The organism is Burkholderia sp. COPS (assembly GCF_019425585.1).
Classification (GTDB): domain Bacteria; phylum Pseudomonadota; class Gammaproteobacteria; order Burkholderiales; family Burkholderiaceae; genus Burkholderia; species Burkholderia cepacia.
This window is the reverse complement of record NZ_WIXR01000015.1, coordinates 198390-214131: the sequence shown is the minus strand read 5'-3', so window position 1 is coordinate 214131 and position 15742 is coordinate 198390. Positions and strand designations below refer to the sequence as shown.

Genomic DNA, 15742 nt, shown 5'->3' with positions numbered 1-15742 from the left:
AGCTAAACATGAGTATTGCAACAGGCACTGTCGGGGCAACCCGCAGGCGTGCAGCACTTCGCCTTGTCGAAACCAAGACGCTGGCCCGAGACGACTGGCTGACGGTAAGGAAGTCCGGGATCGGTGGCAGTGACGCTGCCGCTTCGGTCGGTTTGAATCCGTACAAGAGCCAGCTCGAACTGTGGTTGGAAAAAACCGGTCGTGACGCTGGCCTCGAAAAGCCCGATCCGAAGGACACAACGACACCGGTGTACTGGGGAACACTCCTCGAACCCATCGTCGCCGCTGCATATACGCAGCAGACAGGCAACCGGGTGCGCAAAGTGAACGCCGTTCTTCGTCATCCGACTGTTCCATTCATGCTGGCGAATCTCGATCGGGAAGTCGTCGGGGTGCCTGATGTCCAGATTCTCGAATGCAAGACCGCCGGGATCAATGGAGCGAAGCTTTGGCGGGATGGCGTGCCGGAATACGTGGAACTTCAGGTTCAGCATCAACTCGCCGTGACGGGTAAGCAGGCTGCACATGTTGCCGCTCTCGTCTGCGGCCAGCAACTAGACGTACATCGCATTGACCGGGACGACGAACTCATCGAGAGGCTGATCGAACTCGAAGCGCAGTTCTGGCAGTACGTCGAAACCGACACGCCGCCACCGGCTGACGGTTCCGATTCCGCTGATCGAGCTTTGCGTTGCCTGTTTCCCGGAGACGCTGGGTGCACAGTCGATTTCTCCGAGGATCGATTGATGTCAGCAACATTTGCTGATCTCGTCAGCGTTCGAACTGAGATCGAAACCCGAGAACGAGTCGAATCGCAACTCAAGCAACGTATCCAGCAGGCGATGGGCGACGCTTCTCGGGCCGTCTTCGAAACCGGCGAAGTGTCCTTCAAGCGAAGCAAGGACGGCTCGGGCATCGACCTGAAGAAGCTCCTTTCCGATCACCCGGAACTGGCATCGCAGTATGCCGTCACCAAACCCGGCTCCCGTCGATTCCTCGTTTCAGTCTAGCCCAAGGAGGCAGCAATGTTGAAAGGTCTTGCAATCACGCCGCCTGTCATTGGGCGGATTTCGATTGGTCGTGTTGTCGAGAAGAATGGCAAGCGTCTCCCCGAGAAGGACGATCAGTTCACGATCACCACCCAGGTCCAGAATAGGGACGGCTGGATTCTCCATCGCTTCGATGAAGGGCTGCGTGCCGCTAGCGATAACGGCAAGCTACGCTCGATTCCGATCCAGTTGCTGTTCAACGATCCGGATCTGAATCTGCGGTCAGAATACTCACTGTTCGATCGTGGCACCGGGCGGCCGATGTGCGTGGGGAATGGCGAGACATGTCGTCGCGTCACGAACGATGGTATGGAAGCGCTGCCTTGCCCGTCGCCGGACGCCTGCCCCTATAGTAATGGGCAGTGTAAGCCGTACGGTCGGTTGAACGTCGTAATCGGCGAAGAAGACGAGTTCGGCACGTTCATCTTCAGAACCACGTCGTACAACTCGATTCGGACTTTGGCAGCGCGGCTTCATTACTTCAGTGCGGTGTCGGGCGGATTGCTTGCATCCATGCCGTTGGAACTTCGGCTAAGGGGGAAGTCGACCACGCAAAGCTATCGCACGGCCATCTACTACGTCGATCTTGTTGTCGGATCCTGCTTCACGTTGACAGAGGCCATTGCATATGCTCGCAAGGTCGACAGTGAGCGGAAGGCTGGAGGCTTCGACCAAGCCGCACTCGACGTTGCAGCACGGCTTGGGTTCGGCAACGGCGCGTTCGAGGAGTCGAGCGAAGACGTTCCTGCTGTTGTCGAAGAGTTCTACCTGGAAGACAACGGCGGAGCCGATGCTGAAGCTGGTGGCGGCGCTGGCAATGCGAGTCTGAAGTCCAAGCTCGATCGTCGTGTCGCTTCGAGACAAGGGAATGAGCAATGATCCTCCCCCACGCTATCTTCTGGCTCGTCATCGCTCCGGTCGTCTGGATCGTCATCGGCGTCACCTGGCTCTACTTCGGACAGAGGTTGCTGAACTGCTTTGTCGGGCAGTGAAATGCCTGGTGCTCTTGCTTCGGCGAGAGCTTTTTTAGGTTCAATCGACTCAGCGTGCCGTAGTTTGCCGGATCGTTCTTCCGCAACGACTGAGCCCTTCCGCCGCCCGCCGAATTTTGGAAATTCGTTGGCGGACGTGACCAGAGGCCAAGCCCTCGATCGCCGTGACAGCCGTGACATGCATAATCCGGTCGGTGACAGGATGAAACCCATGCCCAGCAACGCTTGTGACAAGGTGACAGATGTGACAACTGGAAAACCAACCTGTATCACGTTGAGGGGGAGGCAGAACAGCAGCGGGAAATCCGATGCCTCCCGCAAATTCGTGCTCTTTCTCTTGTCACATTTGTCACCTTGTCACAAGCCTTATCTGGAGCGGGTTTCCAGCTAACACGCTCGTCACATAAGCGCCACGCCAGTAACGCCCCCTTTCTCCTCCTGTCGTGCCGCCGACACCTGTAAAATCCCGCAATATCTCTGGGCGTGGACGGAGCGTCGCTAGATCAGCCTCTGCCAAGCATCCCGGGCCGCTGTTGACCAAATACCATCTATGGCAATCAAGAAATCTGAGCTGTACAGTTCCCTCTGGAAGGGCTGCGACGAACTTCGTGGAGGCATGGACGCCTCCCAGTACAAGGACTACGTTCTCGTACTGCTGTTTGTCAAGTACGTTTCCGACAAATATTCTGGCCAACCAGACGCTCTACTCGATGTACCAGCCGGGGGGAGCTTCGCCGACATGGTTGCCTTGAAGGGCGACAAGGAGATTGGCGATAAGCTCAACAAGATCATCAGCAAGCTTGCCGAAGCGAACGACCTGAAGGGCGTGATCGATGTCGCCGACTTCAACGATCCCGAGAAGCTCGGCAAAGGCAAGGAGATGGTGGACCGTCTGTCCAACCTCGTTTCAATCTTCGACACCCCCGAGCTCGACTTCCGGTCGAATCGGGCCGAAGGCGATGACATCTTAGGTGACGCATACGAGTATCTGATGCGCCACTTCGCAACCGACTCCGGGAAATCGAAGGGACAGTTCTACACCCCAGCCGAAGTCTCCCGTGTCATGGCGAAGGTGATCGGCATCGGGAGCGCCACGAGTTCGGACCAGACAATCTACGATCCCACATGCGGCTCGGGATCGCTGCTCATCAAGGCTCACGACGAAGCCAAGGGCTCCGCTGGAGTTGACCTGACTATCTACGGCCAGGAAATGGACAACGCCACGTCCGCACTAGCCAAGATGAACATGATCCTCCACGATTGCCCGACAGCGGAAATCTGGAAGGATAATTCACTGTCTAGCCCTCACTTCGTCCAGGCCAACGGCCTTCTGAAGACCTTCGACTTCGTCGTCGCTAATCCCCCGTTTTCGACGAAAGCCTGGGGTAACGGATTCGATCCTGAAAACGACCTGTATCACCGATTCGACCTGGGCATTCCGCCGGAGAAAAACGGTGATTATGCCTTTCTGCTGCACATCCTGACCTCGCTCAGAAGCACTGGCAAGGGAGCGGTCATTCTTCCTCACGGTGTTCTCTTTCGGGGCGGAGCTGAAGGTGCGATCCGGAGGCAGATCGTCCAGCGAGGCTACATCAAGGGCATCATCGGCCTGCCGGCCAACCTGTTCTACGGCACGGGCATCCCTGCATGCATCATTGTGCTCGACAAGGAACATGCTGGTGCTCGCAAGGGCATCTTCATGATCGATGCTAGTAAAGGCTACGTGAAGGACGGCAACAAGAACCGCCTGCGAGCCCAGGACATTCACAAGATCGTTGACGCCTTCAACAAGCAGACCGAGATCCCGAAATTTTCCCGCCTTGCGCCCGTTTCGGAAATCGCTGACAACGACTTCAACCTGAACATCCCGAGGTACATCGACAGCACCGAGCCCGAAGACTTGCAGGATATCGCAGCTCACCTACTTGGCGGCATTCCCGATCATGATATTGACGACCTTGTCCGCTACTGGGACGTGCTGCCCGGAATTCGGTCGGCTCTGTTTTGTGCGGCGGAACGGCCTGGCTATAGTGAACTGAAAGTTCCGGCGAACGAGATCAAGGCAACGATTTTCGGCCATGCAGAGTTCGATGCATTCACGGATACGGTGCATTCCCATTTCGATGAATGGAAGGCAGGCAACCGCTCGCTTCTTACCAGCATGAAGGTGGGTGACCATCCCAAGGCACTGATCGAGATCATCTCGGAAAGCCTGCTCGACACATTCAAGGCCGTACCGCTTCTCGATACCTACGACGTGTATCAGCACCTAATGAGTTACTGGGCGGACACGATGCAGGACGATGTGTACATGTTGGTCCATGACGGATGGATAGCACTCGCTGATGGTAAGCCGAACACGGATCTGATTTCGACTGCGCTTGTCGTCGCTCGCTACTTCAATGAAGAGGCGAAGGTCATCGAACAGCTCGAGGCTGAGCGAGATGCTATCTCCCGCCGGATGGAGGAACTCGACGAAGAGCATGGTGGCGAGGAAGGACTGCTGGCCGAAGCAAAGACTGAAAATGGAAAGCTCACGAAGGCCAGCGTCAAGGCACGACTATCGGAAATCAAGAAGGATCCTGATGCTACCGACGAACGCAAGATTCTGAACGAATACCTCGAACTGATCGAACAGGAAGCTGCGGCGAACAAGAAAGTGAAGGACGCACAGAAGGCACTCGATGCCAAGGTCGTAGTGCAGTACAGCAAGCTGACCGAATCGGAGGTCAAGATGTTGGTCGTAGACGATAAGTGGCTGGCTACGCTCGCCGCGGACGTCCAAACCGAGCTTGATCGAGTGTCGCAGGCGCTCACCAGTCGCATTAAAGAGCTGGCTGACCGTTATACAACGCCACTGCCGAAGCTCACGACTGAGGTTGAGGCGCTCGCTGCTCGTGTCGATGAACATCTGAAGAAGATGGGGTTCGCATGGAACTGAAGCCTGGTTTCAAGCAGACCGAAGTCGGGATGATTCCAGAGACTTGGAATGTGGTAACTGTCGGGGCGGCAGCGTCTAATACACGCAATGCAATCGTAGGAGGGCCATTCGGATCAGACCTCGTTTCCAAAGACTATGTCCAAGCAGGCGTACCCGTAATTCGTGGACAGAACATGGGACCCCGCTGGGTGGAGGGCACCTTTGTATTCGTATCGCACGCCAAAGCTAAATCGCTAGAGGCGAACCTTGCTGCTCCAAAGGACATTGTATTTACGCAGCGTGGTACGCTTGGACAAGTTTCTCTTGTTCCCGATAAACCGTATACGCGGTACCTGATCTCTCAGAGTCAGATGAAAGCAACTCTGAACCCAGAGCTTGCCGATCCATCGTTCGTTCATCACCTATTCACGAGTCAGCCTTTCCAGGAAATGATTCGGGAAAACGCCATTCAAACGGGCGTTCCACATATAAACCTCGGCATACTTCGCCGGCTTCCATTACTATGCCCTCCCGTCACAGAACAGAGAACGATCGCCACCGCACTCTCCGACGTTGACGCCCTGCTCGCGTCGCTGGATCACCTCATCGCCAAAAAGCGTGACATCAAGCAAGCCACGATGCAGCAATTGCTCACGGGCAAGCAACGTCTTCCGGGGTTTAGCGGGGATTGGGAGGTAAGGCGGCTCGGTGAGATATCTCAAATAAGTATGGGCGGAACCCCAAGTCGACGAGTGCAAGCATACTGGGGAAGAGGTTACCCTTGGCTCTCGATCGCCGACCTGAAGGAAAAATATGTCTTCGAAACAAAAGAGGAAATAACCGAGCTTGCCGCTCAGCAAATGAGCGCAATTCCAAAAGGTACACTCGTCATGAGCTTCAAGTTGAGCATCGGTCGAGTTGCGTTTACTGGGCGTGAAATGTATTCAAATGAGGCGATTTGTCGATTTGGTAACCTTAAGGCAAATCCGGAATACCTTTATCACACGCTGGGGCGAGTTGACTTCTCACAATACGGGAAGCAGGCGGTAAAGGGATACACGCTGAATTCCGCTGCTTTGGCTTCCGTGCAAATTCCATATCCTGCATTGTCGGAGCAAATCGCTATCGCCTCGATCCTCTCCGACATGGACAATGAAATTGCCGCACTCGAACACAAGCGGGACAAGACCCGTGCCCTCAAGCAAGGGATGATGCAAGAACTGTTGACTGGGAGAATCCGTCTCGTATGAGCACTGTCGGCCAAAAAGAGAAGAAGACGCAGGAGCGTGTCGTCAAGCTGTTTCGAGACTCGCTGGGGTACGAGTACCTGGGCAATTGGATCGACCGTGCCGGGAACCGGAACGTCGACCACGAACTGTTGAGCAGTTTCCTCAAGCGACAGGGCTACGACGATGCCCTCATCACCCGAGCCATACACCTTCTCGATAAGGCCGCAGGCGACCAAAGCAAGAGCATCTACGACCGGAACAAGGCTGTGTACGAGATGCTTCGCTACGGCATTCACGTCAAGCCGGAAATTGGCGAGCAAGTGCAGACTGTCTGGCTGATTGACTGGAAACACCCCCTCAGCAACGACTTTGGTATCGCAGAGGAAGTGACAGTTAACGGTGCTGATCCGAAAGCCAACACGAAGCGCCCTGACATCGTTCTCTATGTGAACGGTATCGCTCTCGGAGTGCTCGAACTGAAGCGCTCCACCGTCTCAGTCTCGCAAGGCATCCGGCAGAACCTCGACAACCAGAAGAAAGTGTTCATTCAGCACTTCTTTTCGACCATGCAATTCGTCATGGCGGCCAACGATACCGAGGGACTTCGCTACGGCACCATCGAAACGCAGGAGAAGTACTACCTTACGTGGAAGGAAGATAGTCCGATCGAGAATCTGCTGGATCGCCACGTCACCCAGGTCTGCAGCAAGGCTCGCTTGCTTGAACTGATCCACGATTTCATCGTGTACGACGCCGGCACGAAGAAACTCTGTCGACAGAATCAGTACTTCGGCGTCAAGGCCGCACAGAACCACGTGAGACGCCGGGAAGGCGGCATTATCTGGCACACACAGGGTTCTGGTAAGAGCCTCACGATGGTCTGGTTGACGAAGTGGATTCGGGAGAACGTCAAGGATGCCCGTGTCCTCATCATTACAGACCGGACCGAGCTGGACGAGCAGATCGAAAAAGTCTTCAAGGGCGTCAACGAGGAAATCTATCGCACGAAGAGCGGCGGCGATCTGATCACCAAGCTCAACGCCAAGACGCCGTGGCTGCTCTGTTCGCTAATCCACAAGTTCGGCGGCAAAGAAGACAGCGAAGAGTTCGGCGATGTTGCGGGTTACGTCGAGGAAATTGAGCGAGCGCTTCCGCCCGACTTCCGGGCCAAAGGCGACATCTACGTTTTCGTCGATGAGTGCCACCGGACCCAATCCGGCGAGCTGCATAAGGCGATGAAAGCAATCCTGCCGAATGCGATGTTCATCGGCTTTACCGGTACGCCGCTGCTCAAGGCAGACAAGGCAACGAGCCTCGAAGTTTTCGGCTCGTACATCCACACCTATAAGTTCGACGAGGCTGTTCGTGACGGCGTGGTGCTTGATCTACGCTACGAGGCCCGTGACGTCGATCAGCACATCACCTCGACAAAGAAGATCGACCAGTGGTTTGAATCGAAGACCAAGGAACTGACCGACCTCGCCAAGGCCCAGCTCAAACAGAAATGGGGGACCATGCAGCGAGTCCTTTCCAGCCAGTCTCGGTTGGAGAAGATCGTCGCCGACATTCTGCTCGACATGGCAACCAAGGATCGGTTGATGAGCGGTCACGGCAACGCGATGCTCGTATCCGGAAGCATCTATCAGGCCTGCAAATACTACGAGCTATTCAGCAAGACCGACCTCGCAGGCAAGTGTGCAATCGTCACTAGCTATCGGCCAGCTACTGCGGATATCAAGGGTGAAAGCGCGGAAGGGCTCACGGAAAAACTGAGCCAGTACGAGATCTACACGAAGATGCTCAACGGCCAAGATGCTGAGTCGTTCGAAAAGGATGTCAAGAAAAAGTTCATCGACGAGCCCGGACAGATGAAGCTCTTGATCGTCGTTGACAAGCTGCTGACCGGCTTCGATGCCCCTTCTGCGACGTACCTGTACATCGACAAGCAGATGCGTGATCATGGACTGTTCCAGGCGATCTGCCGAGTGAACCGGCTCGATGGCGACGACAAGGAATACGGGTATGTCATCGACTACAAGGATCTCTTCAAGAGCATCGGTAGTGCTGTTCACGACTACACCTCGGGAGCGCTCGACGGTTACGACAAGGACGACGTAGCCGGATTGCTGGAGGATCGCCTGATCAAGGCCCGAGAGCACCTCGAAGAAGCCCGTGAGGCTATCAAGGCTCTCTGCGAACCGGTGGAGGCACCAAAGGACACCGCAGCATATCTTCGATATTTTTGTGCGAAGGACTCAGGAAACGCCGAGCAGTTGAAGGAGAACGAGCCGATACGCTTGGCCTTGTACAAATTCACGGCTACGCTCATCCGAGCCTATGCTGTCATTGCTAACGATCTTGATGAAGCGGGCTATTCGTCCGCAGAAATCGAGAGCCTGAAGGAAGAAACCAGCCACTTCGAAAAGGTTCGCAACGAGGTCAAGCTCGCCAGCGGAGACTACATTGACCTGAAGATGTACGAACCGGCCATGCGCCATCTGATTGACACGTACATCCGAGCTGACGACAGCGAGACGATTTCCGCATTCGATGATACGTCCTTGATCCAGCTTATCGTTGAGCGTGGCGTCGGGGCGGTAGACAAGCTTCCCAAAGGGATTCGTGAGAACAAGGATGCGGTAGCAGAGACGATTGAAAACAACGTCCGTAAGCTCATCATTGACGAGCAGCCGATCAATCCCAAGTACTACGAGAAGATGTCCGAGCTTCTTGACGCTTTGATCGATAAGCGAAAGGCTGATGCCGTCGCCTACGAAGAGTACCTTGCCGAACTCGTCAAGCTGGCAAAGCAGGCACAAAGTCCATCGTCGGGCTCGACCTACCCTGCTTCGCTGAAATCCGTCGAACAGAAGGCGTTGTACGACAACCTCGACAAGGACGAAAATCTCGCGGTGAGCGTCGATCATGCGATCTTGATTGCTCGTCAGGATGACTGGCGCAGCAATATCATGAAGACTCGGAAGATCCGCAATGCGATCAAATCAGTCCTGGGCGAAGACGACGCCCGAATTGATGCAATTCTCGATCTCGTGAAGAGTCAGCATGGTTACTGAGGTTCACCACTACATCACGGTGAGCGGGCTGTCGGTCGAAATCGTCCGGAAGTCGATCAAGAACCTCCACCTCGGAGTCTATCCGCCGAATGGACGAGTGCGTGTAGCTGCTCCACTCACGGTCAGCGACGACGCCATTCGCTTGGCGGTAATCGGCAAGCTGGGATGGATCCGCAGGCAGCGAGAGAAATTCGAGGCCCAACCTCGTCAATCGAAGCGAGAAATGGTCAGTGGCGAGAGCCATTACTTCCAGGGGCGACGCTACCGAATCAGAGTCGTGTTTCACGACGGACCCGCAACAGTCGTGCTGCGCAACAAAACCACGATGGAGCTCAAGGTCCGGCCAGGAATGAGCGCTGAGCAGCGCCTGAAGGTCATCGAGCGCTGGTATCGAGAACAACTAAAGGCGATGATCCCCCCTATGCTTGAGAAGTGGCAATCGCTGCTTGACATCGAGGTCGCCGATTGGGGCGTCAAGAAGATGAAAACCAAGTGGGGCAGTTGTAGTATCGATGCCGGCCGCATTTGGCTGAATCTTGAGCTGGCGAAAAAGCCAGTCCAGTGCCTTGAATACATCCTCGTCCATGAATTGGTTCATTTGATGGAGCGACACCACAACGACCGTTTCATGGCGTTAATGGACCATCATCTGCCCCATTGGCGCACCTACCGTGAAGAATTGAATCAAGCACCACTGGTACACGAAGACTGGCCTCATTGAACAGACCAGAAAGCAATCGGGGAGCGCTTGTGACCACACATTCGAACATCAACCCAGCCACGATCCAAGCCTATCGTGAAACCTTATACTGCGTGGAAGGTGAATGGTCCATGACGCTGCGTGTCGGTCAGCGGAGCAAGACGCTCGCTGCGCTACACGAAGCATCAGGCGTCGAATCGAGCGCTTTTCTGACCACATGGAATCCATACAGCCGAAAGTGCGACGACGAAACTAACGCGGCTCTGCAGAAGAAGCTGACCGACGAACTGACGTCACGCGGTGTGCGCTTCGTCAGTGGCGTCGGCCGCCATCCGTCCAGCGATTGGGCTGAGCCAAGCCTTCTCGTGCTCGGGATTTCGCTTGAGGCTGCGAAACGGATTGGCGTTCGATACAAGCAGAACGCAATCGTCTGGTGCGGAGCGGATGCTGTGCCGGAACTGTTGTTGTTGCGATGAAGGAACTGCGACAGCTCTGAGCGATCGCATTACCGCGTCGATGAGTATCTAAGAAGCGTACGAATCCGAACTCGGACAGGAAGGAGATTTGCAAATGGCCCAAGACAATTCATACGAGTATGTAGTTGTGGAAAGCTTTGTGCCGGAGCAACGATCTGGGCTTCGTGACAAGGTTCACATTCGTCCGGTTGCTGGCGGTAAGTATCCGATTTCCCTTCATGTCGAATGCTCAAAGAAGCTGTCCAGAGATTACCCTGTCGGCACCAAGTTCAGATTGTGGGCCAAGCTAACCGACAGGGATGACGGCGGCGAATACCTTTACAGTAACTACAATTGGCGCTACGAAGTCTTGCCCTAAAGCTGGAAAATTTTGGATTCTAGGCTCGATCGTTTGAAGACGGCAGTCCTAGTCCGAGAAAAGCCCGCAAAGCCGAAGCGTTCATGCTGTCACTGGGTCTCCACGTTTTCACGTCAGCTCATCCATCGCCCAAGGTCCGGAGTATCAACCGGGCGATGTGGGACCTCATACCGAAGCAATGGGCGGCAGCGGTCAACGACGACCACTCAGGGGCAACTATCCCTGCCACCCCGAACGCCGGATCGGGCCCGTTCGTCACACCCCAAACGCCTGTTGAAGGAACTTAAGTGTCGCTTCATCACGAAGTTTGCAGACAACGTTTTGATTGGCGAAGATTTTGGGAAAGGTCTTCGCTTGATCCTTGCCGACAGACTTGAGCCACCTAACGCCAACGACGTATTCCGATAGCTCCTCATTGTCGGAGTTTTCGTCAGGATGCTCGGCCTTCAAACCGGCGGAGAGAAGAGTAGTCTGTGTTTCGGGCAATGTGTAGTCCCGGATCATCACCGCAGCGCTCACAACTTCTCCCAAGCCAACGTACCCCAGACCTTTCATGTAGGCGTAAAGCTTGTCGCCGACAGAGAGACGTCTCAGGGCCGATGAGTAGCGTGTCCCTTGGCCTGCACCGATGAAATTGAATTTCCGGTTGTCCTCCCAAGTTCGATGCGGACCTTCACCGACATTGACGAACCAGTACCCGGTCCATTCCCTGATTGCATCGGAGAGATTGCGCTGCTTGGTTTCCTTCCTTTCGATATAGTCCTTTGCCTCAGGCAACGGAACCAACGTCTCGGGCTTGATGAAAAGCTGGTTGTCGCTGTCCAAGTACGGGGCCAGCCTGGTGCACTGAATCTCAAGGCCGAATTCACGCAACCACAACACGGCCGAAATGACCTCTGGATTGAATTCTTTGGATACCAGGATGATGCGCTGACTGCTATTGAGCGCTTCTATATCGCAAGCGATGAATTCTTCAATCGCCAGAGCAGCCTCCTGTTCCGTACACCCGAGATACTGCGCATACTGTTTGAAGATGTCGTCCGGCGAAAAAGCAGAGCAATACGAAGCGTATTTGATTGCTTGCCACTCGACGGAGGATCCGGAATCGTCACGTTTTAGCTCAATGATGACGAGCGCTGCGGCCCTGTCTATACAGAGAAGGTCTAACCGCTTTCCTGATGGAAGGATAACTTCCTTGCCGATCATCAGCAGACCCTCGCCAATGATCCCCGGGGCCTTCTCGATCCACTCCTGAATGTCGAACCGCTCCCGAAGCCGAAGATCACCAAAGCCGGTAGGTTTCAGCTCGATCAGTTGCTTGTTTTCGATGTCGACTCGAAACATGCGCTCCTCCCAAAATATAATCTAGTTTCTTGCAGTATCCGTTAGGCATTCCGTTCTGCAATTTGAAGTAAATCCGACTGTCAACCCTAGCCAGAAATATAGAAAAAATTCTTCTCCAGCACCCGTGACAGCCGTGACGACACCGCGACACCGCCCGAAACTCAAAAACCACTGCCAGACAAGCGATGTGACATTGTGACGAATGTGACGTATGAAACAATGCAATCTTAAAGAGCTTCAGGACGATGGAAATCTGCCTGACTTTATGGCTCCACCATCCTGAGACCTGCATTGACTTTTTGACACGTAACATCTGTCACATTGTCACAACCGTTTATTGACAAGGGTTTCCGCAGGAAAAGCAGCGTGACAGCCATGTCACAGCTGTCACACCTCACGGTTACGTTACCTGCGGCCCTTCATCGCTCTCCGTCAACTCCGGGGAGTATCCAACGATCCGAGCGCTGATCTTCCATGCTCGAATCGACCCGACGCTAGGTACCCGGACCGTTTTGCTGGTATCGGCGAGTAGCATTCCGCGTCTGCTCAGCACTTCCGCCACGAACTTGTAGTCCAGCCCATCGCAAACCCGATTTCGGAATACTTCCGGTAGTACGTAGAAAATCTCCTCTGCGGCATCTACATAGCCAGCCCGGTTATTGACCGTCCGTTCCCGTTCCAAGTCGTCGCCAACGCCTGGAACTCGAACGAGCCGTTGGAAAGCGGATTGCCCGTGTTGCTCAAAAAAATGCTGGACCTGCCGCAATGCCTGCGCTTCCTCAGCGGCCTCCGTACCCCCACGTTCTCGAACCCACTCATCGAAGCAACGCTTCATCATGGCAGTAGGTGAACCGCTAACCCAGCCACCGATGCCCGCCTCGACGGCCAGTTCACCAGCAAGTGCCAGTAATGCGAAACGTCGGGCCGCCCGCATCACCTGGCCGCTGCCATTGGCCGGAAACTGCCTCTCAATTTCACGGAGCCGTTCCTTCAATTGACGGCAAAACGACTGGTACTGTCCGTTCGAAACCTTGTCAGTAAGAAACATCAACCATTGATCTCCCGCTACTCCGTAAACCTCGCTAGTCGTAGCGTTGAGGTGATCCGCCAAGGCTCTGCTGCTCTCGAATACGTCCAGCGACTCGAACAATCCAAGACCACGCCCCGCGTCAGCCGGAATATTCAGCAGGCGAACGTCCATGCCTGCACGCACTTTCTTGCCCACCGACTCGATGTGTTGCTGCAACGGAATCTCTCCCGTCGACATGAAGAGAAGCCGCCATTGATAGAGTCGGCTGCCTGCCCCGGCACGGGTCATACGGACTTTGCCCTGCCCGTTGCCGAGCATATAAACCACCTCGCCGGCTTCCAAGGGCGTCGCTTGGTTCATCTCGTCCAACAACAGCACGCAATCGTTCATGCTTGCCGCAACAGCTTCGAGACCATTCGACGTCGAACGCCACGACCGAACAAATCCCGCTACGCTTCCCCAGACGGATGCAGCCACACGCATCGCCGTGGTTTTCCCTACACTGCTTTGTCCGACCAGATGGACACCGCCCGGCTCGATACCAAGCAAATGCAGAAATGGTCCGGCAAGCGACAGGCAAACGGCGAGCATGAGACGGGAATTTCTTTCGCAGTATCGACCGATCTGCGCATTCCATTCTTCGAGCGTACCGCACTGCTCAAACGCAGCGCACACCGGAGCGTCTGGATCAAGCGCCACTGCTTCCGCTCCCAGCCCATAGACACGATTCGCCTGAACGTACAGAGGGCCATTCCAGCCCACGCTACGCACCAGGTCATGCGTGTTCCGGGTAATGGCATGAGCAAGGTAATCGTGAAACTCTTGCCAGTTGTACACGATCACGCCCAGATCGTTGATCGTCTCCCGAAAAGCCTTGTTATCGCTCAGCATCGCTCGTCGCACGACAATGGTTTGCTGCTTGCCATCGGGCTTATACAAGCGCAGTTCGAGACTCCACCCCGAGCTTTCACTATCCCGGAGCTGACGCAGGATCTCAACGCACGACGACACACGAACGGGAACCTTCTGGTCTCCCTGCTGTTTCCAGACAGTCACACCACCCGGCGTTACTTCGTAATGCTTTCCCGATTGCCACGTTACATGCGCGGCGACGCAGTCGGCGGAAGCGGCCTGCGTCACCGATTCACATTGCTCAATTCGAACAGGTACATCAACAATCGAGTTCTCTAGCAGTTTACCTACGACGTCATCGTCAAGCCCCAACGCCATTACATCAGCGGCATCCCATCCCTGCATCGACTCGGCCTTTTCGCCATAGTCCCAGCCTTGTACCTCACAAATGCCACGCATGAGCTTCTCTGGATCGATACTCCTGATCCGCGTAGTAGGCTCTACGGCGCCGATCAGCGCAGCAACGCGGTCCCGGTACTTCATTCCGGCCTCATCGTTATCCGGCCAGATGAGAACCCTTCGCTCAGCCACCGGGGACCAGTCGGTCTTGGCTGGTGCCTGAGCGCCGCCTGCCGACGTCACAACGATCATCGTCGGATACGATTGCCGCAGTGCTCGTGCGGCCTTTTCGCCTTCGACAACGAATACCGGTTGTTCCGGCATAGCTTCGATCAAATCGAGCAAACCAAACAACGGGCGTAGACCATCCGGCATTCCACCGGTCCAGTCCAGCGCACCATCCTCACGCTGCTTAACATGCAGCGTTACGAAGGTCTTCTGACCGCCCTCCCGACGCAAACGCAACTGGACGAAGCAGAGTTCACCACTCGCATTCACGTAGTCGTAACGGTTTTCCAGAGTACATCCGTTCGCCAAGAAACGACGCACATCGAGTTCCGGACTACCATCAGGGATCGGAGCCATGAGTAGCATCGGTGCGACCGTCTTGACCATGCTGCGGGGTTGCATCGCACGAGTGGTGGCATTCGAGGGAAGTCTAATTCCTCGCACCTCTAACTCTTTCTGCAAGCTCAGGGCAGCCTCGCTTTGACTGCCCCCCCAGATATACGCTGCGAGCGCAATCAGGTCTCCGCCCCGGCACTCGTCCTGGCATGCGAAATCACAGAACACCCCCGTCTCGGCGTTGATCTTGAACGAACCAAGCTCGGTGTCCCGTCGCCGGGGATTGAAAGCCACGAACTCCTTGCCTTCGTGCTTACCTTCAAGTTCAAGGATCTCCTCAACGACCGTGTCGAAGTGTCCTAAAGCAAGTTCGGCAAGCTGCTCGAAATCCAGTTTGCCTAATGGACGCGGAGTGGAACGCAATTGCCGAGCATTAGCCCCAACGGCCGCGATTTGCTTCTCTTTTTCCTTAGTCATACAAAACATAAACGAAGAATCCGTCTGGATGGAACACCCTCCCGCGCTCAATTGCACCTGGGTACAGAGCCAGACTGTCGACTCGGACAATGCAATAACCACCACTGTCACAGAGTCACTTCATCCCGTCGGCCTATGCGTACGCCTGACGACATCTCGTGTGTTGTCAAGCCATCAGTGGCCTACTCGCATCGTCCAGTTGCCGTAATGCAAGTTTCTGGTTGAAAAGGGATCGCTGCCCCCGCGTCGACCGGCGCAGAAGCAGGAAAAGAAAACTT

The 15742-nt window shown here is 55.1% G+C and carries 10 protein-coding genes; 8 read left to right on the top strand and 2 right to left on the bottom strand.

Going from position 1 to position 15742, the window contains the following annotated elements; all coding sequences use genetic code 11:
- The first annotated feature begins 8 nt into the window (after positions 1-8).
- The 8 genes from FOZ70_RS14060 to FOZ70_RS14025 all read left to right on the top strand — a co-directional run bounded on the left by FOZ70_RS14060 (position 9) and on the right by FOZ70_RS14025 (position 10798).
- The gene (locus tag FOZ70_RS14060) at positions 9-1010 is read left to right on the top strand and encodes a lambda-exonuclease family protein (RefSeq protein ID WP_219706123.1); all 1002 of its coding nucleotides are present in this window, start codon (positions 9-11) and stop codon (positions 1008-1010) included.
- A 15-nt stretch (positions 1011-1025) separates the two neighbouring features.
- Complete coding sequence (locus tag FOZ70_RS14055; protein ID WP_219706121.1) at positions 1026-1928, top strand: hydrolase or metal-binding protein; 903 nt, start codon at positions 1026-1028, stop codon at positions 1926-1928.
- Positions 1929-2591: 663 nt separating this feature from the next.
- A complete protein-coding gene (locus FOZ70_RS14050) occupies positions 2592-4982 on the top strand; it encodes a type I restriction-modification system subunit M (protein ID WP_219706119.1) in 2391 nt (796 codons plus the stop codon).
- Positions 4973-6211: a restriction endonuclease subunit S gene (locus FOZ70_RS14045; RefSeq protein ID WP_219706117.1), complete on the top strand. Its 1239-nt coding sequence runs from the start codon at positions 4973-4975 to the stop codon at positions 6209-6211. Before FOZ70_RS14050 ends, FOZ70_RS14045 begins: the two co-directional genes overlap by 10 nt.
- A complete protein-coding gene (locus FOZ70_RS14040) occupies positions 6208-9264 on the top strand; it encodes an HsdR family type I site-specific deoxyribonuclease (protein WP_219706115.1) in 3057 nt (1018 codons plus the stop codon). The genes FOZ70_RS14045 and FOZ70_RS14040 overlap by 4 nt, the downstream gene beginning before the upstream one ends.
- Positions 9254-9985 (top strand): SprT family zinc-dependent metalloprotease, encoded by a 732-nt coding sequence (locus tag FOZ70_RS14035; protein WP_219706113.1) that lies wholly within the window; start codon positions 9254-9256, stop codon positions 9983-9985. The genes FOZ70_RS14040 and FOZ70_RS14035 overlap by 11 nt, the downstream gene beginning before the upstream one ends.
- Before the next feature lie 110 nt (positions 9986-10095).
- A complete protein-coding gene (locus FOZ70_RS14030; protein WP_219706111.1) occupies positions 10096-10440 on the top strand; it encodes a DUF3293 domain-containing protein in 345 nt (114 codons plus the stop codon).
- A gap of 94 nt (positions 10441-10534) precedes the next feature.
- Positions 10535-10798, top strand: a complete 264-nt coding sequence (locus FOZ70_RS14025; RefSeq protein WP_219706106.1) for a hypothetical protein — start codon at positions 10535-10537, stop codon at positions 10796-10798.
- 255 nt (positions 10799-11053) lie between these two features.
- On the opposite strand, the gene FOZ70_RS14020 is transcribed toward FOZ70_RS14025, so the two are convergent.
- Together FOZ70_RS14020 and FOZ70_RS14015 are read right to left on the bottom strand one after the other, a co-directional pair.
- Positions 11054-12142: an endonuclease NucS domain-containing protein gene (locus FOZ70_RS14020; protein ID WP_219706104.1), complete on the bottom strand. Its 1089-nt coding sequence runs from the start codon at positions 12140-12142 to the stop codon at positions 11054-11056.
- A 400-nt stretch (positions 12143-12542) separates the two neighbouring features.
- Positions 12543-15464, bottom strand: coding sequence for a DUF927 domain-containing protein (locus tag FOZ70_RS14015; protein WP_219706101.1), 2922 nt, complete (start codon positions 15462-15464; stop codon positions 12543-12545).
- Positions 15465-15742: the final 278 nt, after the last annotated feature.